This is a genomic window from Anaeropeptidivorans aminofermentans (assembly GCF_940670685.1).
Taxonomy (GTDB): Bacteria; Bacillota; Clostridia; order Lachnospirales; family UBA5962; genus Anaeropeptidivorans; species Anaeropeptidivorans aminofermentans.
The window spans coordinates 189,303-215,748 of the sequence record NZ_OW711693.1; the positions used below are offsets into that span (position 1 = coordinate 189,303).

General features: G+C 39.1%; 12 protein-coding genes and 1 tRNA gene. 12 read left to right on the forward strand and 1 reads right to left on the reverse strand.

Annotation, left to right across the window (positions count from 1 at the left end; genetic code table 11):
• Positions 1 to 15: 15 nt before the first annotated feature.
• From NBX03_RS00760 to yycI, 4 genes are all read left to right on the forward strand, one after another.
• On the forward strand, positions 16 to 1,833 hold the full coding sequence (locus NBX03_RS00760; RefSeq protein WP_250228873.1) for an ATP-binding protein: 1,818 nt from the start codon (positions 16 to 18) through the stop codon (positions 1,831 to 1,833).
• A 235-nt stretch (positions 1,834 to 2,068) separates the two neighbouring features.
• Positions 2,069 to 2,590, forward strand: coding sequence for a hypothetical protein (locus NBX03_RS00765; RefSeq protein WP_250228874.1), 522 nt, complete (start codon positions 2,069 to 2,071; stop codon positions 2,588 to 2,590).
• Entirely contained in the window at positions 2,591 to 4,042 is a 1,452-nt protein-coding gene (locus NBX03_RS00770) for a hypothetical protein (RefSeq protein ID WP_250228875.1), read from the forward strand.
• Between the two features lie 170 nt (positions 4,043 to 4,212).
• Entirely contained in the window at positions 4,213 to 5,079 is an 867-nt protein-coding gene (gene yycI / locus NBX03_RS00775; RefSeq protein ID WP_250228876.1) for a two-component system regulatory protein YycI, read from the forward strand.
• Between the two features lie 515 nt (positions 5,080 to 5,594).
• Here yycI and NBX03_RS00780 read toward each other — a convergent pair.
• Positions 5,595 to 7,163, reverse strand: a complete 1,569-nt coding sequence (locus NBX03_RS00780; RefSeq protein WP_250228877.1) for an ABC transporter substrate-binding protein — start codon at positions 7,161 to 7,163, stop codon at positions 5,595 to 5,597.
• Between the two features lie 364 nt (positions 7,164 to 7,527).
• Here NBX03_RS00780 and NBX03_RS00785 point away from each other — a divergent pair, with 364 nt between their 5' ends.
• From NBX03_RS00785 to NBX03_RS00820, 8 genes are all read left to right on the forward strand, one after another.
• Positions 7,528 to 22,146 carry a SpaA isopeptide-forming pilin-related protein gene (locus tag NBX03_RS00785; RefSeq protein ID WP_250228878.1) on the forward strand — a complete coding sequence of 4,873 codons (14,619 nt, stop codon included), beginning with the start codon at positions 7,528 to 7,530 and terminating at the stop codon, positions 22,144 to 22,146.
• A gap of 363 nt (positions 22,147 to 22,509) precedes the next feature.
• Positions 22,510 to 22,583: transfer RNA gene (locus tag NBX03_RS00790), tRNA-Arg, on the forward strand.
• A 23-nt stretch (positions 22,584 to 22,606) separates the two neighbouring features.
• On the forward strand, positions 22,607 to 22,990 hold the full coding sequence (locus tag NBX03_RS00795; protein ID WP_250228879.1) for a VOC family protein: 384 nt from the start codon (positions 22,607 to 22,609) through the stop codon (positions 22,988 to 22,990).
• Positions 22,991 to 23,253: 263 nt separating this feature from the next.
• Positions 23,254 to 23,925 (forward strand): methyltransferase family protein, encoded by a 672-nt coding sequence (locus NBX03_RS00800; RefSeq protein WP_250228880.1) that lies wholly within the window; start codon positions 23,254 to 23,256, stop codon positions 23,923 to 23,925.
• A gap of 182 nt (positions 23,926 to 24,107) precedes the next feature.
• A complete protein-coding gene (locus NBX03_RS00805) occupies positions 24,108 to 24,581 on the forward strand; it encodes a YbhB/YbcL family Raf kinase inhibitor-like protein (RefSeq protein ID WP_250228881.1) in 474 nt (157 codons plus the stop codon).
• Positions 24,582 to 24,842: 261 nt separating this feature from the next.
• Positions 24,843 to 25,121 carry a hypothetical protein gene (locus NBX03_RS00810; protein ID WP_250228882.1) on the forward strand — a complete coding sequence of 93 codons (279 nt, stop codon included), beginning with the start codon at positions 24,843 to 24,845 and terminating at the stop codon, positions 25,119 to 25,121.
• Between the two features lie 152 nt (positions 25,122 to 25,273).
• Positions 25,274 to 25,747 carry a hypothetical protein gene (locus tag NBX03_RS00815; protein WP_250228883.1) on the forward strand — a complete coding sequence of 158 codons (474 nt, stop codon included), beginning with the start codon at positions 25,274 to 25,276 and terminating at the stop codon, positions 25,745 to 25,747.
• A gap of 379 nt (positions 25,748 to 26,126) precedes the next feature.
• Positions 26,127 to 26,348 carry a VOC family protein gene (locus NBX03_RS00820; RefSeq protein ID WP_250228884.1) on the forward strand — a complete coding sequence of 74 codons (222 nt, stop codon included), beginning with the start codon at positions 26,127 to 26,129 and terminating at the stop codon, positions 26,346 to 26,348.
• The last annotated feature ends 98 nt before the right edge of the window (positions 26,349 to 26,446 follow it).

Sequence of the window (26,446 nt, forward strand, 5' to 3'; positions counted from 1 at the left end):
AAATAAGAGGCTTAGATGAAAGAAAAGACCTTAAAAACCAATATATTCAACAGTATTATGACAAGGCTTATTATGCTTTATATGGCGCTTGTTTTTATTGTTATGATTATAAGCGGAACATTTATTTATATGAGTATAAGGGATCAGGAAGCAAGAAACGTTGAAGAAGAGCTTAAAAGCAATATTAAGCATATGAGTGAGCTTTTTGAAAAATATGATGATGTTTTGCAGATTTATGAGAAAATGACCAACCCCAAGAGCACCGATGCCCCTGTTCCCTTAGGGGGAAGAAGCGACATAGAGCTTCTTGTGCTGAATGCCGACGGTCTGGCTTTGGCCCCGAAAGAGGTAGAGGGCAGAAGGTATTATAATGATTCCGTAATCATAAGCGCTGCCAGCGGAACGGCTAAATTTGAAGCATGGGAAAAGGGCCTTGGGAAAGTTTCAGGCTCCGTAATCAAGGTGTGGATGAAACATGCCACCCCTGTATACGACGAAGAAGGGAATGTAAAATATATTGTATATATTGCAAGAAATGCCGATGACCTTCTTGAAAAGCTTGATGCAATCATAAGGACTATTATCGTAGCCGTAGCCATTGCCATGGTTTTAGCGGCAATCCTTGGCGTGCTTTTTTCCACCACCATTACAGGGCCGATTTCTTCTCTAACAAAAATTGCGGGAGAAATGGCAGGAGGTAATCTGGAACAGGAAATATCCGTAAAAAGCAATGATGAAATAGGCCAGCTCACCCTAAGCTTCGGAAACATGGCAAAGAGCCTTGCCATGACCATGTCCGACATATCCATAGAAAAAAGCCGAATAGAAATTATTCTTAATAATATGACCGACGGGGTGCTTGCTTACGATTCTTTAAATAATCTCGTCCATGCAAATAATGCTTCCATGGAAATGCTTGACCTTAAGGATATATCCAATCTGCAGTTTGATAAGGTGATGGCAATGCTTGGCCTTCCCCTTAAAGCTTCCGGGGATTTTCAAAGCTATGTAATGAAGGATAATATTATCGCAATAAAGAATAAATATATTTCCATCAATTACAGCCCCTACAGCAGCCAGACAGGAACCATAGAAGGCATTGTTATCGTTCTTCAGGACGTTACGAAGCATACGAAGCTTGACAATATGCGAAAGGAATTTGTTGCCAACGTTTCCCACGAAATCAGGACCCCGCTTACTACCATAAAAACCTATACGGAGACTTTGCTTGAAGGGGCTCTGGACGACAGGCAAACAGCGGAAAACTTCCTCCAGACCATCAATATGGAAACCGACAGAATGACCGTGCTTACGACGGACCTTCTGGAATTAAGCCATTTTGATAATAAACAGCTTAAAATGGAAATGGAAGAGGCAAATCTTATTTCCATAATCAATAACAGCCTTAGGCAGAATACTGTATTGGCCCAGAAAAAAGGCCAGAAGCTTTCCTTCTGCGTAGATAATGGCGATGCGTTTATATGCTGTGATCCGGCGAGGATAAACCAGGTAATCAATAATATCGTTTCAAATGCCATAAAATACAGCGGTGAAAATACAGAAATAAAAATATCCGTAGAGGAAGAAGCGGATATTTACAAGGTTTCTATTTCCGACGAAGGCATGGGTATACCGGAAGAGGATCTTGACAGAATCTTTGAAAGGTTTTACAGAGTCGATAAAGCCAGAAGCAGGCTGATGGGCGGGACAGGCCTTGGCCTTTCCATTGTAAAAGAAATTATGGAGGCCCACGGCGGAAGTGTAAAAGCCCTTAGGAACCCGGATAAGGGAACGACGATGGTATTAAAATTCAATAAAAGCTTTCGAGAATAATAAATGATTTTTATAGTTTTAGGCATACTATATATAAAGAGTGATTTTAACCGTATCTTAAATTTATTTAGCATTCTTATCTTTCAATAATGGCGGACAGGCATACATGTTAGATAAAATTAAAGAAGGCGTAACACGAATGTAACACTAAGGATATATACTATAGTATATGAAAGGTCTATATATTAAGCAGAACCGTTAATAGGGCTTAAAATATTTTCAGGGAGGTGGTTTTATGAGGAATAAGGGCTTGTTATTTTTTACATTTATTTTTGTACTCTTTTTACAGGTTTATGCCTTTGCCAATTCCGGCAGTATAAAAGAGGCCAAAGCCTTTGAAATAACCTCCGGCTTCGGTGAAAAGGAAAGCGAAACAACCTTCGATACTTCAAGGACTTTAACAGGCCGCGGCTTAAAAGGAACAGAAGTTAAAATCACAGTTTCCGTGCCGAACCCTGAATTTGATGAGAAACTTCCCGAAAGCGAAGAAAATGCCAAAGAAATAATTAAAGAAACTTACGAAATAAACATAGGCGCCTTAGGCTTTTTCAGCCAAGACATCGATCTTTTGAAAGGCGAAAATATAATTAAAGTTAATGCCGAAAAAGGCGGCGTAAAATACCAGTTTAGCTATACTATAAACCGTAAAAGCCTTGAAATCAAACAGGAGCTGGAAGAAAATAATATTATCCTTCCCGGCCAGATTCAGGCGGCATCGGGTTTAAAGTCAAAACTAGAGTTCACAAAGGTGAAGTAAATGTATCTTAACTTTAGCAGGATAAAAAGTATTTTTATATGCTTGCTGGTGGTTTTGGCTGTTTACCAGACCAATAGGTTATGGTTTGAGGATTCCTTGAACCATAGCTTTTTTTATTCTTTTTTAAACACCGGCGAAGACATGGTGGGCGAAGGGGAAGCCGACAGCTTTGGCGTGCCTTGGCGTCTTGTGCTTAATTTTTCCGACGCGGATAATAAGCTGAATATTGATTACAGCAATATAGCCCAAAAGGATATCTATATAGAAGCCGATAAAGCCGTTACGGAGGCCGTTGAAAACGGCCAGTATGAAGGCTCTTTTCCTGTGGATTACAGCCTTCTGCTTGAAGGCCGTTCCGTCATATTTGAATATGCTTTTTATATGTCTACGGATATTTTTTCGTCCTTAAAGGGTCAGCGGACCGGGCAGCTTTCAGGAAGGCTTGAGGGCTTTAACAGCATTATCATAGCCCCTGATGATTATTCCTCAAATCTTATTAAAATTTATTTTATTGATTTGGAAAATAATAAGGCTCATCAATATTTAGTTAAAAACGTTACCTTATGCGATAATATTAAAAATGGCATTCAGCTCAGCAGAAGAAATAGGGCCGCTGACGATATATATTATATTTCAAGCAGAATGGCCATGGGGAAGAATTTCTACTTTCCTGAATGGCTGGGGGCTGCATATAGCTACAATCCCCTTAAAATAAAAATGAATTACTATTCCGAGGATGTTTCCAGAAATGAAATAGAAAAAAACATTAATTTGTTTTTTGATAATCCTTCCGCAAAGTGGTATTATATGACCGATGATGAGGTTATTACCTACAGCGATTCAAACATAGCCGTAAAATATTATGATACGGATATATTAGAATACTCCAATTATAAAATGGATTCCCGAAAGAAGGGCTCAAGCCTTCTTCAAGATTATGCTGAGGCCATAAGCTTTCTTAAAAGAGACACCCTTTTGGGAGATAATGAATATTACCTTGCAGGCTATAAAGAAGAAGATAATATAAGATATTTTTATTTCGACTTTGTTTTTAACAATTTTCCCGTGTTTATCGATTTTCCCATGCTTTTTTCCAGTGACAGATTATTGGAAGAAGGCGAGGAAAAAAATGTGGAAATGGAGCATGGCATGGAAATAACCGTAGAGGACGGAACCTTGGTCAATTATAAAAAGCTCTGCTATAATTTTGAGAAGGCGGATATTTCCGAAAGCCTTACGTTAGATATTATATCTCATATGAACGATATGGATATGAGTCCTGACACCATAGATGATGTTACCTTAGGCTATTACTTAAATAAAAAATACGACTGGATTTACAGCTCTCTCAATAGCACCGGTGAAGATAATATCTCAGGGGAAAACACTTCGGGCCTTTATTATTTCATAAAGCAGTCTGACGGCGCACTGTACAAAAGAAGCGGAAGATAAAATATAGTCAATTTGTTTTTATGACACCGTAGGTCCTCGCTTTAGAACGTATACTTATTAAACTTAAAACTGTCTTTTAGTTTTTAAGTTTATTTGTGATACGTCATAAAAGAAAAGTAAATTGACAGTGTTTCTATATTCATATGAATTTAAATATAGGCGGTGGCTACATGGAATGGGAAAAGGCAAAAACCATAGTAATTGTGTTTTTAGTTATTTTAAATAGTATCCTTGGCTTTCTTTGGTATAAAAACAGCCTTAAATATACATTAGACGACGAGCAGAAAAAAAACATCATAACACTTTTGGAAAATAAGGATATATCCCTTAATACAGACTTTATAGAAAAGCATGACCCTATGAAAAAGCTGGAGCTTACGGTAAACCTTTATGATGAAAGAGATATTTTGAAGATTTTTTTCAAAGAAGGTGCTTCACCGGAAAATAAAGGGGATAATTACCGCCCTGTATATGAAACGGGAGATGAGGTTCTTGCCATAAATCAAAATATTATATTATACAGCAGCAATATGAAAGGGGAAAAATTAGCCCTTGACAGAAAGGCTGCTTTGAAGCTTTGCCAGGATTTCATTGACAAAATGGGAGATAAGGGAAAAGGATATAAGCTTGATATTATCCCTGAAGATATTTCCCAAGGGGGCACTATCATTTATACTCAAAGGATAAACAAAAACATCATATATAATAATTATATTAAATTCACTGTGGGAGAATACGGTATAAGCAATGTAGAATATTCCTACGGCCTTCCTGTAGGATATTCCGGCGATACGAGAGAAATTGCCTCCTGTGATGAGGCGCTCTTTACCTTCATGGTAACCATCAGAAACGAAACCACCGAGAAAATCAGTATCGAGAAAATAGATTTAGTTTATTTCAAAGAAGAAGATACCCAAACAGGCTTTACGGCAGTTCCCTGTTACAGAGTTTTATATAAAAGGGAAAACACCCCTGAAGGAAGCTATAATATCATGCTTATTAATGCTTATACGAATAAAATAGAGGGGCATGAATAAAGGCTTTCTTATTCTTAGAAGATATAAATAAATAGAAAATAAAAAGGCTGCATTATGATAATACGGCCTTTTTTGTTAGAAACTTTTATTTATACCAGGCAGACTTGGAAAAAGATATAAGGATAAGCATGGATAGTCAATTGGCTTTTATGGTAAATTTCTTATAAAAAAGTAACAAAAACCGATTCACTGCGGATTCATGGTTATCAAACAAAAACAAGTTTGATAACCATAAGAAACCGCTCACTTAAAAAAGATTTGCAGGCTTACGCCTGCATTCTTTTCCAAGTTTGCGTAGTATAAAAACACAGATTTCCTTTGGAAACGGTACACTTTTGAGTCTCCATAAATATACGGTTTTGTTACTGTTTAACGCTAAGTTTACTATGGTTATCAAACTCATTTTTAAGTTTGGTAACTATAAAGAACAGAATATGGAACCCGAAAGATTTTTGGGGATAATACAGACCGTTCTTATACCAACAGGCATATTTTCGCTAAAATTCGCAGCAATTTTACTTCCATCGCATATTATTGATATATAATATCCCGGAAGGGCTCGCCTTTACTCCGTCAAGGTCTTTATGATAAGCATGATGTATTTTGCTTATATAAATAGGGACGGCGGGGGAAGTGGAATCCAATATTTCCGATGCTTTTTTAATTGCGTCTATTTTAGCTGCTTCATTAAAGGCGTTGGAAGCTTCCTTTAGGGCATTGTCAAAATCTTCATTGGAATATCTCACAAAATTAGAGCCGCCGATAGAGGAAGAAGCGAAACCAGATTTCAAAAAAGAAAAAATATGGGGAAAGCTTCTTTCGTTTATGGCAAGAGTATAGTCTCCTCTTAAAACAAGGTCAAGATATGCCGCATAATCGAGGTTTCTTATGGTGGTGCTTATTCCCGCCGATGCAAGGTCCGATTGTACAATCTGGGCTATTTTTTCGGCGATTTCTCCCGAACAGAGTATTTCTAAATTTAATTGGGAAATGTCTATTTCTGATTCTGCAATGAATTTTGCTGCCTCTTGAGGATTATAATAAAAAGTATCATTATTCATCAAGGAAGTTTCATATATTATAGGTATTTGGCTGGAAGGGATATCTGCAGAGCCGCCGGAGGCAACGATAGATATGCCCTCTTTGTCGATAAGGGAATGGATGGCTTTCCTGAATGGAATATAATCAAAGGGGGGGTTTTCATTATTCATTAAAAGAGTGGTTAAATGAATTCCCTTTGTCTCTAAAATTACGATATCTTTATCATCCTTAATAAGATTCAGGCTTTCTGTAGGAGTGTCATAAAGATAATCTATTTCCCCAGTTTTTAATGCCAGTGCCCTGTAGTTATCGTCATAGATAAACTTTATTTCGGCATTTTTAATCTGGGGTTTGTTTTCTGCATCAAAATAGTCCTCAAAGGCTGTGAAGGTTATGCTTTCACCCTTTTTATATTCAGTAAGGCTGTAAGGGCCTGTACCTATGGGAGCACTGCCGAAATCATGAGAGCCTTCAATAAGCTCTTTGGGAAGAATATAGCAGGCTGTCGCCGAAAGGTAGTATGGAAGGCTTGAAGAAGATTCTTTCGCAGATATTGTAAAGTGAAGCTCATCTATGACGGAAATCTCTCCGATAGCATCTGTATAGGCATATGTTCCGGGAAGCTTCTTTACCAAATCCAAGGTTGCTTTTACATCTTCTGAACGAAGGGGATTCCCATTATGAAATTTAATGCCTTCTTTAAGAGTAAATGCCCATTGCCCGTTGTCATTTTCGGAATATTCTGCAATGAGGTCCGGCTCAGGTTCAAGGAAAGTATTGAGCTTAAATAAGCCGTTATACATCATCGAGGCGATTTCAGGGGTATTATTTTCATAAGGGGCTAGGGAACTGGGATCATATTTTATTCCGGCTCTAATCCATTCACCGGACGCTATTTCCACAGGTGCCTGAGACGCTTCTGTTTCTTCCAGGGCATCGGGGGGAATGTTCGCTTCCTTCGGAGGATTGCAGGAGGCGAAAATAAAAGGGATTATAGTTACTAAAAGCATGCATTTCAGACATTTTAAGGTTTTATTTTTCATATGGGACTCCTTATGTGCGTATTTCAGCTTGTTCTTATCTTCCAATTCTACGCTATTTCAAAATTATATTCAATTAATTATAAATTTACAATATATCCATATACTATCCTTTATGTTAAAGCTAATTTATTTGCCTTCGTAAAATGGCAATGGTGCGGGTTTATCTTATCCTTAATAAGCTTTTTAAAGACGTGATAACAGGGCAGATGATTTTAAATAATCACTGGCTTGAATCAAAAATCAGAAGATTTCGACAAGAATCTCTTTATTATTTTCAGAAGATTTTATATAATATATTTATTGCAGGTAAAAACATCGTGTAAAATGTCCGGCTTGGGACGAAACCATCTAAGGGGGAAGGGAAATGCCTAAAAAAAATCATGGATTTTCAAAACGTTTAATAAGCGGTTTAATGGCTTTGTGCATATTTATATCCAACCTTATTATAACTTATTCAAATGAAGACAATGGGAAAGGGGACATTTTTGCCAGAGTATTGGATTCAAACAAAAATCCTTATCCCAATATCTCTGTAATGCTTTACGGAAGAGGAGAGAGTCGGGATCAGCTGATATCCACATCAAGCTCCGATAATTACGGCAATGTTTTATTTGATGCAGATGAGTTGGACAGAGCAGGGGAATTTACAGAGTATTATTTGATTATCAATCAAAATAGCCTTAAAGAGCAGCCTTATACGATTCAAGAGGGCGCATTGATGCCATGGGAAGATTATCTTTTTACTGGGGAAACAAGGACAGATAATATGAATAATCAGCAATTTTATGTAACCCCCGAAGCCCCTGCTGAAGGCGGGGAAACAGAAGCCCCTGCGGAAGGCGGGGAAACAGAAACTCCTACAGAAGGCGGAGAAGCAGAAACGCCCGCTGAAGGTGAAGATACAGAAGAAGCTGAGCAAGAAGGCGAAGTTTCCGAAGAAAACATAGATGCAGAAGAAAATCAGGAAGAAAATCAGGAAGAAAATCAGCAGGAGGAATTGCCTTCTGAAGAAAAGACAGAAGAAAACAGCCCCGGTGAAGATTCACAAGGAGAAGTTCAGGCAAAGGGTTTTATCAATCATGTATATGAAACCTTTATAGGCACAGTATTCGGCCTTAAAACCGTTTATGGAGAAGAACTTTCAGAAGAAAGCCCTGAAGATGAAAATATTCCGGTTGAACCCGAAACCCCGGGAGAGCCAGAAGAAGAAACAGGCCAAAGCGCCCCTACAGAAAATCCTGAGGAAGAAAACATTCCGGAAGAAACCCCAGAACATAGAGAAGAAGAAAAAACTACGGATACTATAGACCCTAAACTAGAAGAGCCTTCAACAATAAGCGAAAACGCCCTTTGCTGGAAGCTTGAGGTTCAAAGGCTTCCCTGGGAAGATATTGAAGCATTACCCATACCTTACGACAAAAGCAGCTTTTTCACTACCGATATCTCTTATAAATACGGCGGAGAAGATGCGCCCTTCTTTCCCGACGGAGACGAGGAATTTGAAATTCCAAGCGGCGCAATCGTTAATGTCAGGCTTGAGGTTGTGCCTGCTTTAAGAGCCGCAATTAAAAATATAGGCTATACGGAAATAGTTTATGAATTTAATATACCTACAGAATATAGAAATTATATTAAATCTATAAAAGCGGATAAGGTTGCGGGCCTTGCAGGCGAAATATCTGTGTCTGTAGAGGAAAGGCTTGATGAGGGGATTGTTTCTGTTAAGCTTACTGCCGACAGAACAAACAGCATAAGAGGCCAGGCCGTAATCCCACTGTCTTTAGAGTTTGCAAAAGGGGAAATACCCAATGACGCTGATTTTATAGTCGAAGGGAAATTCATTAGCGCCAAGGCTGTAAACAGCAACGGGGAATATAGAAATATCGTATATGATATTGTTCCCGAAATAGAAGAGGAAGCCGCGCTTTTACCAATAAAGGGAAAAGTGAAGGCTTACGAAGAATGGAAAATTGAAAACAGCGTTATTTTAGCCCCTATAGAGAAAGAAAAACCTATAAAGGCGGCATTTAACTTAAAAACATCTATCGATAATATTCTTAGGGATAATAATTTAACCATAACTAAGAATCAGGTTGGAAGGCTTTATTTCGAGGGCTTTGAATCCAATGACAGCCAAAGCGCTTATGCCGTAAAAGGCAGCTTTACAGGCCTGAAAGACGGAACAAAAATAAAAATTACCTCTGTTAAAATAAAGGGAACCGAAGAGGAACTCATAGGGACAGATTTTTTAAGCTTCAGCAATGGGCCTGTTAGCGAAGCCTTTGAGCTTTCAAACGGCGAAGAATTTATCATAAGTAAATTCGATACGGAAACAGTTGACGGAAAAGAGGCCCCCTATGCCACAGAATATATCATAGAAACAGAGCTTCAATTCAGCGATTATTTAGAGCTTGACCATACAAAGCCGGAGCCGGATAAGGCTACAATAAAATTAGATTCAACACTTGATTATACTTTAATAGGAGAAGAATCTGCAAAAAAAGAAGACGCTTCGGAGTTTATCGTGGGAGGCTATTTCGGAAGCCTTGTAACTGGCAGTATCACTGTGGAGAAAAAAATTACAGGAGCAGGCGGCCTTTCAAACAGTCCATACAGTAGTCATATAATACAAAGCTTTGGATTTAAGCCCGGTGTATTTAAATTCTATCTTTTAAATAAAATACCTGATAACAATATGGCAGGAGCTGAGCTTCAAGGCTTTCTTGATAATGAAGAAAACTATGCAAAAAGGCAAAAGGAAGACGGATCCGGCTTTGAGCCTGTGGCGCCTTCCAATAATCTTAATGCAGAAGGCAAATTAGTTTTTACAAATATTGTAGAGGGCACTTACTATCTTTACGAAGCAATTACCGATGAGGAATATTCTGATTATATTTGGGCAGGTAACGGGGAAGCAGTATCCGTAGGCCCTAACAACAGAGAAAGGCAAATTACGGTTCATAATATAAGCCAAGAGCGTATCGGTTTAAACTTCACAAAGAAGGTCTATGACGAAAAGCTTAACGATGTAACGTCTGATTATTATAATGATATTGAATTTACCCTTACAGGTCCTGGAGGAACCAAAACATTTATCCCCAACCAGTACAGCGGTTTAATTGAAATGCGAAATTTACCGATAGGAACCTATACTTTAAAAGAAAGTAAAACGCCTGACGGTTTTGTGGGCATGGGTGAAATCACATTTACAATCACAAGCCAAGCTTCTGCCAACAGCATTTATAATTTATTTACCGCTACAGGGGTAACGGTAACAATACCTCCGGGAAGCGAGACTCTTTACGATAAAAACAGCAGTATTCTATATAATTTTAAGGATACGGGAATTTTAAAAATAGTAAAATCCTATGCCCCCATATCAGGCTATACTCCTGAGCTTGGAGCGGAATTCCTTATAAAACCTTCAGCAGGCGAAACGAGAACAGTAAATATGAAAGACGGCAAAAGAGAAGGTGATACTCAGGTATTATATGTTTCCCTGCCTGCCGGAACCTATACCGTAACAGAAACCAATGATACTGCAAATAATAAGCGGTATTATAATGTCAATAACAAAGAAAGCACCTCTTATACCGTAAAACCCCTTGCCGTATCAGGTATGAATAATATTGTGACCCATACCGAAGAAAACGGAACAGAGCTTCAGAAAATCACCCTTAAAATAGGAAAATACGGTATCAGCGGAAGCTTTAGAGGAACCCTTAAAGTAAACGGCATTGGGGGAAGTGTAAATAATGAAATTTTTGACGCCCAAGGCAAAAAGATAAATAATACTGTTATCACAGTAAGCGATAAGGGAATAGAGCTTTATCTTCCAAAGGGAAGCTATCAGGCGGAAAGTGTTACCATAACGGGAGATTCAACTTACTATGCCCTTCCCAGCCAGCGGTTTAATGTGGAAGAAGACGGGGAATATCAATTTGATTTGCCGAAGCTCGGCGCAGTAGAGGTTAAATCTTATAAAAGTGATACAAACGGTTCTTTTTCTACCGCTAAATATACAATTTATAAAAATGGAACAAAGAATACTGACATGACTTTAAGCGGCACCGTAAGTAAGACCACAGGGGCGATTGTTGTCCCCGGGGCAGACTATAGGGTTAAGGAAAACAGCATAGACAAGGGATATAATCCCAACACGGATTTCACGGCAGATACGGAAAATACAGTTAACACAAAAACCGGTGAGGCCTATGCCACAACCAATAAATACGGTTACCCGGATGCGGTAAATTCAAATATACCGAATTTGATATTTGATATAGCCCATAGTAAGCAGCCTGTTTTAACGGTTAAGGTTACAGACGTATATGTATCAAGTATAGCCAGAGCCGGTGAAATAGAAATAAAAGATGCTGATGGCAATATAATTAAAAATGCTTCCGGTGCTGATAGGCATAAAATTACCAATAAGGATACACAAATCTATCTTGAAAAGCCCGGAACCTATACCATTACCTTCTTTCATACTTCGGAAAGCGGCCTTTCTCCTGCATATATAGATAACAGCGGAAATGTAGACCATAAGGATAAATTAAGCGAAGAAAAAAGAACCGCAACAATTACCGTTACGGAAAACGGCCCCAATAGAGCTGAATTCTATGCCATAGGCGCGGGAAACATCAACTTTCAGAAAGTTTTGAAAGATTTATATGCTCAAAGAAGCCATGATGAAATCATAAACTTCACGATGTATAAGGAAGATAAAGACGGAAACCGCATAGGAGAAGGCGTAAAGATTTCTACAGATGCAAACGGCTTTGTTAAGGCCCAAAACCTTGACCCAAGATACAGCTATGTATTTGTTGAAGAAGAATCGAATCAGTACGAGCCTCTTACCCTTGAGGGGAAATTTAATATAAAGAAGGCGGCGGATTACGCCTTAACCATAGGCCCTGCTGTAAATGAAACGCTTTACAGACAGATTGAAATTACAAAAGGCGGATATAAAACCATGAAGGTTTCCGATGAATATTATCCGCAAAAGGGCGAAAACCCGATTTATGACCCAAAAGCCGAAAGACCGGATATTGTTACCACAGACCGCATGGCCTATAACGGACTGTTTAGAATTTATCGACTGACAGATGAACTTAAGATAAAGGCAGAAAACGGAACAATCACAAGCTCAGATATGGCCGGCGCAGTGCTTGTAGACCGGGTATATACGGGAACAACACAAGAGGAAAATAACAAAGGCTTATCCAGGCTTCTTCCTTACGGGGATTATTTAATTGTAGAAGAAGGCCCTGTGAATACAGGTGCGCTTTATCCTTATTTTGACCCTACGGATAAAATCCCGGCCTACGGCGAAGACACGGTATATAATTATTACAAAGACGGTTCCAAGCATTATTTCTATACCACGGTTTCCATATCGAAGGCTATAGATAAGAACGATTATGCCAAGAGAACGTTTTATAATCCTTTTAATGACGAATACGGCGGCGGAGGCAATAAGCTTGTATTTGCCCAGGTGAAAATAAAGAAATATGATTTGAAATCAAGTAATCTTATTAATAATGCCGTATTTGATTTATACAGGGCGGAAGCGGACGAAAACGGAAAGATTCTTGATTTTAACGAAAGCCTTGAAAAGATTCAGGAAGGCCTTACTTCGGGAACCGCAGGAAACGGCATGGGCATCTCTATCGTCGACCTTGTTGTAACAGTAGATAAGGACGGCAAAGTATCCCCTTATCAGAATTTAACCAATGTTATTCAAAGAGGGGACCAGTATTTTGCCTGCTATTACCTTGTAGAGGTCAGCGCACCCAATGGATACAGCCTTTGGACGACGCCGATTCTTGTGGAAGTGCCTTTGGATACGAAAAGTGCAGGACCTATGATAAATAGCTCCAAAGAAGTTTCAATATCCAATTCAATGGAGGAATTCACCTTAACCATTGAAAAATACGGCTATACGGATATCAGCCTCAGGAATTACGTGGCCATGAAAGACGTTGAAATCGTCGTAACAGGCTCAAACGGAGACCAATATACCTATAAAACAGGCTACAGATATAAAGACGGAAAGGAAGCAGGTCCTTCCGGCTCTGATGCCGCCCTTATTGTTGAAGGCTTTAGAAAGTTAAGCCCTTCCTATACAGTGAAGGAAAAGTCTTTGCCTTCAAAATATGAAAATGACTATACCTTAAGAGGGGACGAAATTGAAGTTATATTCAATGACACCGCCCGTACAGCGAAGGCCCAGATATTCAATTTTCCGAAGGTTGCATTTAAAGCTGTAAAAACAGACATCAACGGCAATGCCATTCAGGAAAATCTTACGGCTTCCTTTGATGTTTATAAAAATGAAGGCACATCTGCAATCCCTTCATGGGTAAAGATAGGAAATATAAATGCCAATTTAAAAAACGGCAATGACTATTATATGGTATTAGGCCAAAAATTAGGTTTCGGTGAATATAAATTTACTGAACTGGCTGCCCCATCAGGCTACCTGCCAACGGCAGACGGAAAGCCTGCCGAGATATATTTCTTATATGAAAGAAATGGAAACAGCGTATCAGTAAAATATAAATTATCTCAAGAAGAAGGCTATCAAGCTTATTCAGAGAATTTAGCTAGCCTTCCGAAATTTAAAAATGACAGAAAGAACCAAATCGAATTTTATAAGAAATATGTAGGCCCAGACGGCGCCGAGCTTACAGGAAACAGCCTTATCAATGCGTTAAATGAGACTCGATTTGCATTGTATCAAAGTCAAGCAGATGCTCAGACAGAAGAAAACCCCATAGCAATCGCCGAATATCATAAGGGCATAGACGCAACGGGAAAGGTTACCTTCACAGGCCTTGAGAAAAATACCCCTTATTACGTGAAAGAGATTAAAGGGGCAGAAGGCTATACCCTTGACGAGCGTATCATTACTGTTCCGGCTATAGATGAAGCAAATCAAATAATAAGATTAGAGGATTTTATAAACCCCTCTAAAAAGGGCAGTTTAATTGTTAACAAGAAGGATATGAATAGCAGCTTTATTATGGAAGAAGTGTTATTCACTATTATTCCCGCAGAGAGAAATGATGGCAGCTTTGTTCTTAACGAAGTGGATTCTTCCGCATTAAAGCTTACGACAGGAAAAGGCTCCCGTGAGCTTGACCCGGGCTGGTACAGAATATTTGAGGCAAAGGCTCCAGCGGGATACGATATCTCTGCCAAAATAAGCCCGGATAATAATAACAACATTGTTATTGAAGATGAGGGCGCCTACGTCTATATTGAACCTTCAAAGAGCATAGAAATCACATTCCAAAACGGTCTCTTAGGTTCGGCTGAAATATTTAAGTATACAGCACTAAACAATACGGAATGGGGCTTAAACGGCGTAAAGCTTGCCCTTATAAAAATAGAAAAAGATAGGAACGGCAATTGGCAGGTTGCAGAAAATGCAGATGCTCATGAGGCTGTTACTTCAGCTAAAAACGGGCAGGCAGGATATGCATCCTTCACAGGCCTTAAACACGGCAGCTATTGGATTATTGAGAAAGAAAGCATCTCAGGCTATAAGATACCGGCTTATCTTTCAGAAGAAGGCTTTAAGGATTATCTGAACAATGAGGATTATAAATCCAATATTATAACCGTAAGCGATATAAATCCTTCGGCTCCTCTTGTGAAGCTTAAAAACGACCCCAGCGGCGGTCATCTTATAATCAATAAATATGACATCAGCCAGAAGGGAGAAGACGGCAAGCCTTTAGCAGATGCAGAACCTCTTAGAAAAGAAGGAACGAAATTCAGTATTTATAAAGACACGAACGGTACCGTAGACAGAAATAATCCGCTGATTGTTCTTGACTTAAAATATGGCACCATGAATACAGTTCTTGAAGAAGGGGATTATCTCATTGCTGAAACTTCCTTCCCAGCAGGCTATCCTTCTGCGGACCATGAAAGCGCTCTTGAAAGCCAAAGAGAGGGAGCGGAAGGAAAGAAAATCACTGTAAAAGCCGGAGAAACCCAAGTTTTGGATTTCTTTAATGAAAAATTGCGCGTTCCTGACGGAACGATATCAAAAACCATCGTGTCCGTTGACGGTGAAGCGATTAATGCTATGAATGCAAGCGCTAAATCGCTTCTTAAAAATGAGATAAATGCGGTTTTCAGGCTTTCAGGGCTTTTCAAGACGGATTCCAATGGCAATGAAGTAAAAAATAATACGCCTATAAGAGACGTATATGTCACAGACGAAAATATTAAATATTTAAGCATTGCAGACGGGGATACCTCTATTATCAATATTACAGGAAATGCCTATCATCAGGCCTACAGGATAAAATCCGTGAATATAGGAGCAGCTTCAGACATTGACGGCCCTGTTTACGGAAGGCTTTATGTAAAATCCTTCGGTTCTGAACAGTGGGTTCTTTACGGAAGCCCTGTATTTCTTGATGATTCTAAAGAAATCAATATTGACGGTGAAACTGTTAAGAGCATAAAGGTAGAATATATTAAATATAACGGAGAGAATGCCGTAACTGCCTTAAATAAAGGCTTTACCGCTGGAGATATTGATATTTCCGTTGTGTTCCCCAAATGGAAAACCGGCGAAAGCCTTCCAGAAGTAAAACAGATTATAAATTCGGCTTCTGTTCATTTTGCCTATGTAAATGAAGGAAATACGCCTTCCGAAATAAGCAAAAACAGCAATGTAATTCGGATTAATCCTGAGGTTCAAAGAATAGAAAAGGCGAAGTTCAGCCTTGACAAATATACTGCCGACGGAAGAAATTCCTATAAGGCAGGAGAAGACGTTAAATTTATTATAAGGGCTAAAAATATCAGCCAGAATATTTGGCGGTCGCCTATTATAGCAGACCAAGTTCCCGCTTCTTTATATACGCCGGATTCCAGTGGGTATTATGCAGTTCGATATAATGGAGCTGCCTATACCGGAAAGATAGAATTCGGTAAAGGCGAGACCACAGATCATAAAGAGCTTCTCTTATGGTATATGCCGGAGCTTGAAATGAAGCCCAATGACGAGCTTATCGTTGAGCTTACCCTTAAAAGCAGGGAATATATCTATGTATCTGAATCCAATACGGCATTTGCTTCAAGCGGCTTCTTCTATGCCCCTACCGCTGAAAATGCAAAGGGATTTTCAATAGATATAGCCCAAAACATGGGAAATCCCAATATTACAAATTCAATTGATAAGCTTCTTGAAAATATCGGCGCAAAGCCCACAGGAGATATTAAGGAAGATTTCAGCAATAACACCTACGCCGCATCAACGCTCCAATACACCGTATCCTTTGCAGAAGGAACCGTTGGGTATAAACTTGTAAAGGGCGATATGGACAGAGAATATACAAATAAGGTGGGTTCTTCCACTTTCGGCGGAACAGTAAGCTATAAAATAGGGGTAGCAAACACCACGGAAAAAACCGTAAAGGCAACAAGACTCTTCGACCTTCTGCCAAAATACAATGAGGACACAAGCTATAAGGGAGAAGTGAATTTATCAAAGATTATCATAGATTCCGTCTTTGACAATAATAAAATTAAGGTTTACGGTTCAAAAACTGCCGAGGATTTATCAGCCCTTGAAATGTTCTTTGCAAATAAGAACGGAACATTTACAAATCCTCTTGCAGGTCCGGAGCTTCAACAAATTAATCCGGCAGATTTTACCAATGAAACTGTGCTTTCAAATTACAGGGCGATTGTATTTGAATATACGGGAGAAATACAAAAAGGCAGGGCATTTTATGCCGAGCTTGAATTTGACCTTCCGAAGCCGGTCTTTACAGGCACCGAAGCGGAACAGGCCGCCCAGTATCAGAGCGCAATCACAAGTAAAATTCAAAACACGGCCCAGTCGGTATTTATCTCAGGAAACGAAGGCACAAGAGGCAATCAGGTGTCTGCCGATTCCAGAGTAATCGGCATGAACGCGGCGATAAGCGGCTATGTATGGCATGATAAAGACGGCGACGGCTTATTTAATTACCAGGGAAATGATATACGGCCTACGGGCTCAGACGAAAAACCGCTGAAAGATGTAAAAGTATCTCTTACCCAGTATGTTAACGGCAATAAGACTACCTTCTATCAGGAAGCGACAACCGATGAAAACGGATATTTCGTATTTGAGGATTTACCGGCTACGGTGCTTATCAATAATGCACCTCAGGGCAGCAGATACGAATATCAGATAGAAGTAGACCCATTAACCGGTGAGGCTGCGGAATATAATTCCTTTACAATTAAGGGAGAAGACAATACCATCAGCAATAATTCCAAGGTTACAAATGAGGGTATTTCGGATATAGTTGAGCTTGGCGTTCAGGGGAGAGAATTCCTTAACGCAGGTCTTCTCAATAAATATAAAATAACTATTGAAAAGGAATTCCTTGCAGGGGAAATGCTTATTGAAAGAGAAGGTTCCATAATACTGAACCTTGTTAATGCCGATACCAAAAAAATCGTAAGTTCATTTTCTGTTAATAGCCAAAGCTCAAGGCTTTCTGCGACGGTAAGCGATATTCCTTCAGGCAGATATTATATTGAAGAAACCTTTGAAAATTCTCCGGAGGTATTTGCCGGAATTAAAGTAACCGTAGACGGGACTGAAATAGGAAATACAAACGGTAACATCTACAGGACAGAAGATTTCGATATTAGCTCAAAAGATGCCCAAATATATATTAAAGTTAAAAACGAAAGGGCAAAAGACGGAGAACTTGTACTCATAAAGCAAGTGGATCATTTGGTATCCCAAAATGACAAATTTAGTTTTAGAGTAGAAGGCCCGGGAGAATTTGCCCAAGGAAAGGTATATGAGCTTTCCGGAAGCAATGGTTTTAGACAGACCCTTCAAAATATTCCAAGGGGACTCTATACCGTTACCGAGATTTTAAGCGACGCGTCTGATTATTTACTGAATGAAATAAGCGTGGAGGGCACAAGCCCCGTATCACAGGATATTTCAAAGAAGCAGGTTCAGGTTTATATAAACGGCGGCGGAAGCAGCCCTGTTGAACTTACTTTCAGTAATATAAGCAAAACCAGAACTGTAATATTTGAAAAAGAGCTTAAGGATTCTTTTGATATTCCCGAAGCTTCCGAGAAGATATTTGTATTTAATTTATACAAATATAATTCCGGAACAAAGGCTTATGATTTATTTGAAGAAGGCTTCACTGTATCCAATCAGAGACCTTCCGCCCCTATGGAGATTCCCTTCGGAGACTATCTCATTGCAGAGGTTTCTGAAAACAATCAATCCTACGATATAAGCAAAAAATACGATGTAAGCTTTTATCAAGGTGACAGGAAGCTTGACGAAATGAATTATGAAGGCTATTCCGGCGCCGCTTTCTCTATAAACGCCCAGACAGACCAAGAGGGCATAACAATTAAAACCCTCAATAAAGAAAAGAATAACGGAAGCCTTATCATTACTAAAAACCTTACAGTTCCAAACCTTGAAAACCCGGGCAGCCATAAGGGAACCGTTTACGAAATAAAAATCGTAAGGGAATCGGACAATGAAAATACGGCTTATTCCGCAACAAAATATATTCAAATAAAGGATAGCTTGTCGGAAAGCGTTACCTTTACAGACCTTCCTGCGGGAGCCTACAAAGTAATGGAGCTTGCTTATTACTACGGCGAACATCTTTCATGGGTTGACGAAAACAATGAGCCTCTCGGAGGAACGAGAGTTGAATTTATGGATAATTTTTCATTGCATTATATCTCCCAAGGTTCGTCGGAAAATATAGTTATTGTTAACGAAGCCGAAAGGGAAGAACCGCAAGCTTTTACCATAACAAATATTGCAAAGAATTATGACGTGGAAATCATTAAAAAGCTTAAAGGCTATGAAAACCTTGACAATAAATTCAGCGGCACGGAGTTTATGCTTTTCAATACTGAAACAAATGATTTCTACGAAGCCAAGGTTTCATCAGGGAAGGCCTTATTTACCAATGTTTCCGAAGGAAAATATGAGCTTAGGGAATATGTTTCCGATAGCAATAAGGGCTATGAGCCGGAAGGTAATTGGACTCTTCGGCACGAAACAGAAGGCGACAGATATTATTATTTGTTTAATGATGAAATCATTTTAAACAGAGATACAATCCTTGAAGAAAATGGTGAAAGCCGTCTCCTTTACCGTAAAGAGGTAGTCAATAAGGACTTGGCTGCTTCCTTAGTTGTTGAAAAGGATTTCGATACCTCGACTCCTTCGGAAATTCTTAAGGCCATGATAGAAAATAAGGATATTGAATTCTATCTCCTTCCCGGAAAGGACAATACGGATATTAAAGCAGCAGATGCTCTGCCTCTTATTTATGACAGCACTTTGGAGGGATATGTATTTAAGCTTGAAAATATCGATATTTCCGCAGTTAAGGACTATACCCTTGTGGAAATAAGCCCCGCAGGCTTTACAGCAAAAGACTGGACATCAGCCGAGGTATTTGAAAAAGACGGCAGAATTTTCAATAAGCTTTATACCACAGTGACCTTCCATAATGGGGAGGATGCACTCTTATCTTCCGGTGAAGCGGGTACTTCTCATTTGATTATAAAGCATGTATCTGTGGAGAATATTGAGGAAAAGGGCATTGTGGCCGTATTAAAGACCTTTGATGCAAACAGTGTTTCTCAAGATAAGCTTTCGGATGCGGCCAAGAATATAAGGTTTGCCCTTGTAAGCGAAGAAGGAACGATGATTTCAGGCCTTAAAGAATTAAAGCCTGTTAATATGGATAATCTTATCAATTCCATGGAAAATGAAGCTTTTAAGGCAGAATATAAAGAAGACGGCCTTCTGAAAACCTTATTTGAAAAATTCAACGGCAATGCCAAAGAAGCATTGGGCTTTGAAGTAAGCGGATTGGCCCACGGTTCTTATAGGATTTATGAGTTTACAACAGATTATTTTGCCCCGAAAGATTGGACCCTTGAAGATAATGACGGCCTTATAGCAAGCGCCGGTCTCGACCCGGATTTATATAATGCTTATTATAAAACGATAGATATCGGGGTAAACAGCGATTCCTACGAGCCGAATCAGACCGGAAGCGCCTTAATCCATGTAATAGACCTTGACAATCAGATTGAAAAGATGGACCTTGAGGTAATCAAGAGGGGAACAGACGGCTTCTGGGATACCATGAAGCAGCTTATCGGTGCCGAAGAAAAAATTACTATGCGGTTTGCTCTTGAAAGGTATGCAGAAAACGGCGAACTTACCGGCATTAATATAGTTTACAAAGAAAACTCCGTAAACTTTGAGAATCTTATTGATAATGATATTACCGTAGCGTTTAAGGGCCTTGAACCTGGAAGATACAGACTTACGGAATTCAGCTCCAAGGCATACGGCCCTGAAGAATATAATCAAGAGCAATGGTCTTTTGACGGGGTAGACGAGTATGACGGCGACGGCGGGGAATACTATCTCTATTCAAGAGATATAGAAATTGCGCCGCAGTCGGAAGATGTTTTAGCGCCTCAGTCAATCCGTGTTACAAACGGTATGCAAACGGCTTCTATCATCATAGAAAAGACGATGTTTAACTATGACGAAGGCGCTCAAGAGGGATATGCTCAAATTACAGATATGACAGACCGAATAACCTTCGCCCTCTATAAATTTGAAGAAGGAAAGGATTATTCGGAGCTTGAGAAGCTTGAAGGCGTAAGCGACGTTAAAACCGGCAAGGACGGAAAGGCCATATTTGCGGATATCCCTCACGGCAGATATGTGATTAAAGAAGTGAACCGCCCCGCAGGCTATAAGACCCACTGGGCAAATGATTACAGCAAAGTAATCAGTATCCCTGAGGATACGGAAATCCGTGAAAAGGAAAATCAGGCAGGCGAAGCCTATGTATCTGTAGAATACAGTGAAAATCTTGAAAATAAAATAGGCTTCGGAAGAATTGAAGTTGAAAAGATATTAAATCTTACGCCTGATATCGCGGATTCTGAAAGACCTGCCAATACCAGTGACAATATCACATTTAAGCTTACAGGCCCTTATCATAAGGAGACCGGTGCAGAGCTTGAAGGTTACGGCGAAAGAACGGCAGAAACAGTTAACGGGAAATTTGTATTTGAAAATCTTCCTTACGGAAGATATACCCTAGAGGAACTATGGCCTGATAATCCTCCGGAAAACTATCTTACCATATGGTCGGCTAAAGATGCTTCCGGCAATGAAATAATCATAGAAGCTAACAGCAGAAGAAGAACCGTAGATATAGAAGAGATAAAAAGCGCTGACGGAGCTATGGAAGGCCTTACGGAAATATCCTATAAGGTTGAAAACAGGGTTAATCTTGGCACCATTGAAGTTACAAAAACCATTGCTTCAAATTCCACCGATTTCTATAGAAATGAGACCTTTGAAATAATCCTCTATAAAGTGGAAGGTGAAAGGGAAATATTCGTGGAAAGGGTTTATTTAAGAGGAGATGAAAGCCATATTTTCACAAACCTCAAGCCGGGAACTTATAAGGTAATAGAAGAAAACAATTCCCTTAGCTGGCGCAGAATCTTCGGAGATAACGATACTTTATACACCTTAGGCGGAAGCAGCAGCTATAACAGAAAAGTAGTAATTACCAATGAATACAGGTATGATCCTTATATACCGCCTGTAGGGCCTGTAATCCCTACGAGACCGGTAACGCCTACAACACCAACCACTCCGGGAACGGTCACACCGCCGCCGGGATTCGTAGAAATTCCTGCGCCGGAGGTACCGCTGGGACCGGCAGATATTATAGTTCCTCCTGTTACTGAGGAAGATCCTTTAATAGAAATCATTGAAGAGGAAGTGCCTTTAGGCTCCAAACTCTTTAAAAACAATCCGAAAACAGGGGTTTATATTGACTCTGCCGGAAGCTCAATGATGCTTTTAATTGCAGGCTCTTTGGGTCTGTTCTTAGGAATAAGAAAGAAGAAGTAAAAATCAACAGCCGGAAAACCATAGTTTTCCGGCTGTTTTATAAAAATATTTTAAAAAGTCAAATTAAAGTTTTTATACTTAAATAAATATGAAATAGTAGGTTTTTAATTTCCTTTTCTCTTATTTTATACCCTTTAAAGCCAAATCTTACGGCAGAATAAAAGGAAATTGCCTCTATGATAACAGAGGCAAGCTGCTTGTACGAAGAGAACTTGAAAATTCTTTCAACGAAAAATTAAGATATTTTGGCATTATTTACCCAAACGGATTTTTTGTATGCTCCGTTATAAAATACTTGTAAATAGAAAGCCATTGTGATATAATAACATTTGCCGTTTAAGAAGGCTTGTATTTTAATATTATGTAGGCGTAGCTCAGCTGGATAGAGCGTCTGACTACGGATCAGAAGGTCGTGGGTTCAAATCCTGTCGCCTACATTACTATGAAAAGGATGTTCTTTATGAATCTGAACCGTATTGATCATTTGGTATTAAATGTTTCGAATGTTCAGAAATCCATCGATTTTTATGTCAATATCCTGGGTATGACATTAAAGCAAGAGTCCGAAAATATTTCCCTGCTATTCGGGAACTGCAAGCTGAATCTGCACGCTATCCCTGCCACGGCATTCCCGGTGGCAAAAGAGCTGGTATATGGCAGCCAGGATTTTTGTATCATTGCCGATGGGAATATTCAAACCATCTATCAGGAATTGCAAAACAAGAATGCTCCATTGGAGCCCGGTCTTGGAATCGTTCAGCGCACAGGTGCCTTAGGCTCCATGCAAAGTATTTATCTGCGCGACCCGGATGGAAATTTAATTGAAATCAGTGTTTATTGCTAAAGCAGAAACCATTATGTGCCACTTTGGCCGCTTCTGTTTGACCAAATGTCACGCCAGCGTGACGCTGGACCTAATCCGCGCTTCTCACTTTGTGGGAAGCGTTTTAATTTGTGCCCGCCGCCGAACACCTGCATCTGTTTTGACCGAATGATGCAAAAAGAGATAACTTTTCCGCCAAGGAGACGCTATGCTTTTTTTATATGAAAAATTCTGGTATGATAGTAGCAGAGTTGATTAAATAGAAAATGAAGAGGATCAAAGCCATGAAGCGTAAACTGTTAATTCAATCGTGCACCCAGTTTCTGATGGGGCTCAGTACCGTTAGCTTGCTATTGTTTTTGCCGGCAGGATCGATTGACTATTGGAATGCATGGATTTTTATAGGGTTGCTTTTTATACCGATGCTTATAACCGGTATTATTCTCCTATTGAAAGCACCTGATTTACTTGCAAAACGGCTGAATACCAAAGAAAAAGAAATTGAACAAAAGCAGGTCATTACATTGTCTGTATTTATGTTCGCAGGTGGTTTTATCGTTGCGGCATTAGATTTTAAATATAGTTGGAGTAACCTTCCCGACTGGGTAATCATAGCAGCGGCAGTAATTTTTTTAACTTCATATGGGCTATATGCGGAAATTATGAGAGAAAACGCTTATTTATCACGAACGGTTGAAGTGCAGGAAAGCCAAAAAGTGATTGACACGGGTTTATATGGGATTGTAAGGCACCCCATGTACTTTGTAACCATCACCCTGTTTTTATCTATGCCGCTTATCTTGGGTTCTGTCTATTCGTTTATTATTTTCTTGATTTATCCAATACTTATTATAAAGCGAATTAAGAATGAAGAAGCGGTATTGAGAGAAAAACTTAATGGATATATAGAATACAGCAAAAAAGTTAAGTATCGTCTTATCCCCTATATTTGGTAAACGGCCATCGAATCCAGTTTATCGAACCGCCTGATACACCACCGCTTCAAAAATCTTTTTTCCACAGCGTTTATAAGGTTATCAGGTTGAAATGGATGCTGAATTGTATCTGTTTCAACCTAATTTTTTATGTTATACTTTAGTAAAATGATGGAAGAATTGGATTATTGGAGAATAATATTATGGAACAATTAATGATTAAGAGCAAAGCTTTTGATGAAGGTGGCTGGATACCTGTAAAATATACAGCTCGTGGAGCAGATATTTCTCCTGATTTTGAAATAAGCAATATTTCTCCCAATGCGAAATCAATTGCAATTACATTGGATGATGCTTCACATCCCATTTTCCCAAACTATAACCATTGGGTGATATGGAATATATCCATACAGTCCGTCATTCCTGAAGGGATAGCTCACGGCAAATATGTAGACGGTCTAGGTGCAACGCAAGGTATTGCTTACGGAAGAAATAAATATAAAGGTCCAAAACCACCATTCAAGTTGATACATACATATGTGTTTACTGTTTATGTACTGGATTGTACCCTGGATTTAGCTGCAAGTTGCAGAAAGCGGGATTTTATAAATAATATTGATGGTCATATCTTGCAACAGGCAACTTTATCTGGAAAGTTTCAAAGCCGAAGAAAGTAACGAACTATATCTATTTTGGCTTGGCGGCATAAACAAACCGACAAGCTTCGAAATGAAATTTGCCGGTTGTTTTTATACTTCATATGCCACAATGTATTGATATAGCATAAAAAGCTAAACCTTTCCCAACTTAGTGAAGAGAAAGGCCTATATACATTAAAAGAGGGAAGTCAACTGCTAAATAAGAATAGGAAATCAATGTTTTATATCTTGCTTACCCCACTATATTTATTGCTTTTTGTGTGCCTAATGGGAATGAGCATGGGAAGTGTTGAATGGCTTAATGCTGCATTTATTGCATTTGTGATAATCATCGCCGCTTGGGGGCTGATTAAAGAAAACAGCATATTTATAAATATAATTGGGCTGTTATGTTTTATAAGCCTCGGTGTATATTTCATCTACCCGGCATTGACACGAACGGAATGTATAGGTCCATGGACAATAAATATTTGCGCTGGAGCGACACTTGTGCTTTGGGGTCTGATAGCTTTTGCCTATGATATCAAAAAATTAATATCTAAGTACAAAAAGCAATAAATGTTCCGAGCACCTATATTCACCTAACCTGCCAAAGAAATCGGCAAAACTCGATGAATTTGCCGGTTTCTTTTTGCTTTTCAGTCAGCTATAATAGAAGCAGGGTACTTTCATAGCACATAGATAAATAAGAGTTTAGCGAGGATAAAGCAATGGGTCATTTGGGCTTTTCATACACGGGGCTGATTTTCTTGCTGATGCTGATAATCCCTAATCTTATATGGGTAAGGCATCAGCCGAAGGGATATAATTATCAGAATGAAAACAAGATATTGCTGATCTTTGAGCGTGTCGGTCAGGTTCTTGTAACATGTACTGCGCTTATTTTTTCGGACTTTAATCTTCGTCCTTGGTCAATATGGACGCTCTGGCTGCTTGCCGCAGTGATACTAATGATAATGTATGAATGCTGGTGGCTTAGATATTTTAAAAGTCAAAAGCGATTGAAGGACTTTTACAGCAGTTTTTGCGGTATTCCTGTAGCCGGTGCGACATTGCCTGTTATGGCGTTTTTTCTCCTTGGCATATATGGGAAAGTGGTCTGGCTTCTGATTTCAACAGCAGTTCTGGGAATCGGGCATATCGGCATTCATCTACAGCACCGCAGAAAAATCGATAATCGATGAATAAATTTCAACTTATTGAGAAGACAATACATAAATTCCTGCAGATTTATATAAATCTTTTCTCATCATTGTTTCAGCATGTTTGTCGAAGCAGTAGTCGGTTGTTGCGGTCGGCTTCTTTTATTTTATATGCTGCAAGTAAGCATAGGAGTTACTTATAGTCTACAAAAGAGGTGCAGATATGATTTGTGTAACGCCAAACCTTCACTTTTCGGGAAATTGCAAACAAGCAATAAAATTATATGAAACAGCTTTTGGAGCAGAGCTTAAGGTACTATTGTGTAACTCAGATGCAAATCCGCAAGATTTATAATCCCATAATGATGATAATGCTCTTGTCTACCATGCGGAAATATTAATTGGAAACCAGCGTATTCTGATGACTGATGATACCGGCAATACTGTACCGAAAGGAAATACAGTATCTCTGGTACTTACCTTTGAAACAGCCCATGAGGTTAAGGCAGCATACGAAAAAATATCAAAAGGATATGAAATTATCCATCCGATGCAGCGTACATCCTATAGTTCCTGCTTTGTTTCATTGATTGATAAATTTGGTATACGATGGGAGTTAATGACCGAGCAGACCGAAAAATAAGAGCCACTTAATAAAATAAGCTGGGTAGCAGAATCTTTTTTGTCAGTGGATACAGCGGATGAAGGGCTGTATCTATTTTATACGAATAATACAGAGTT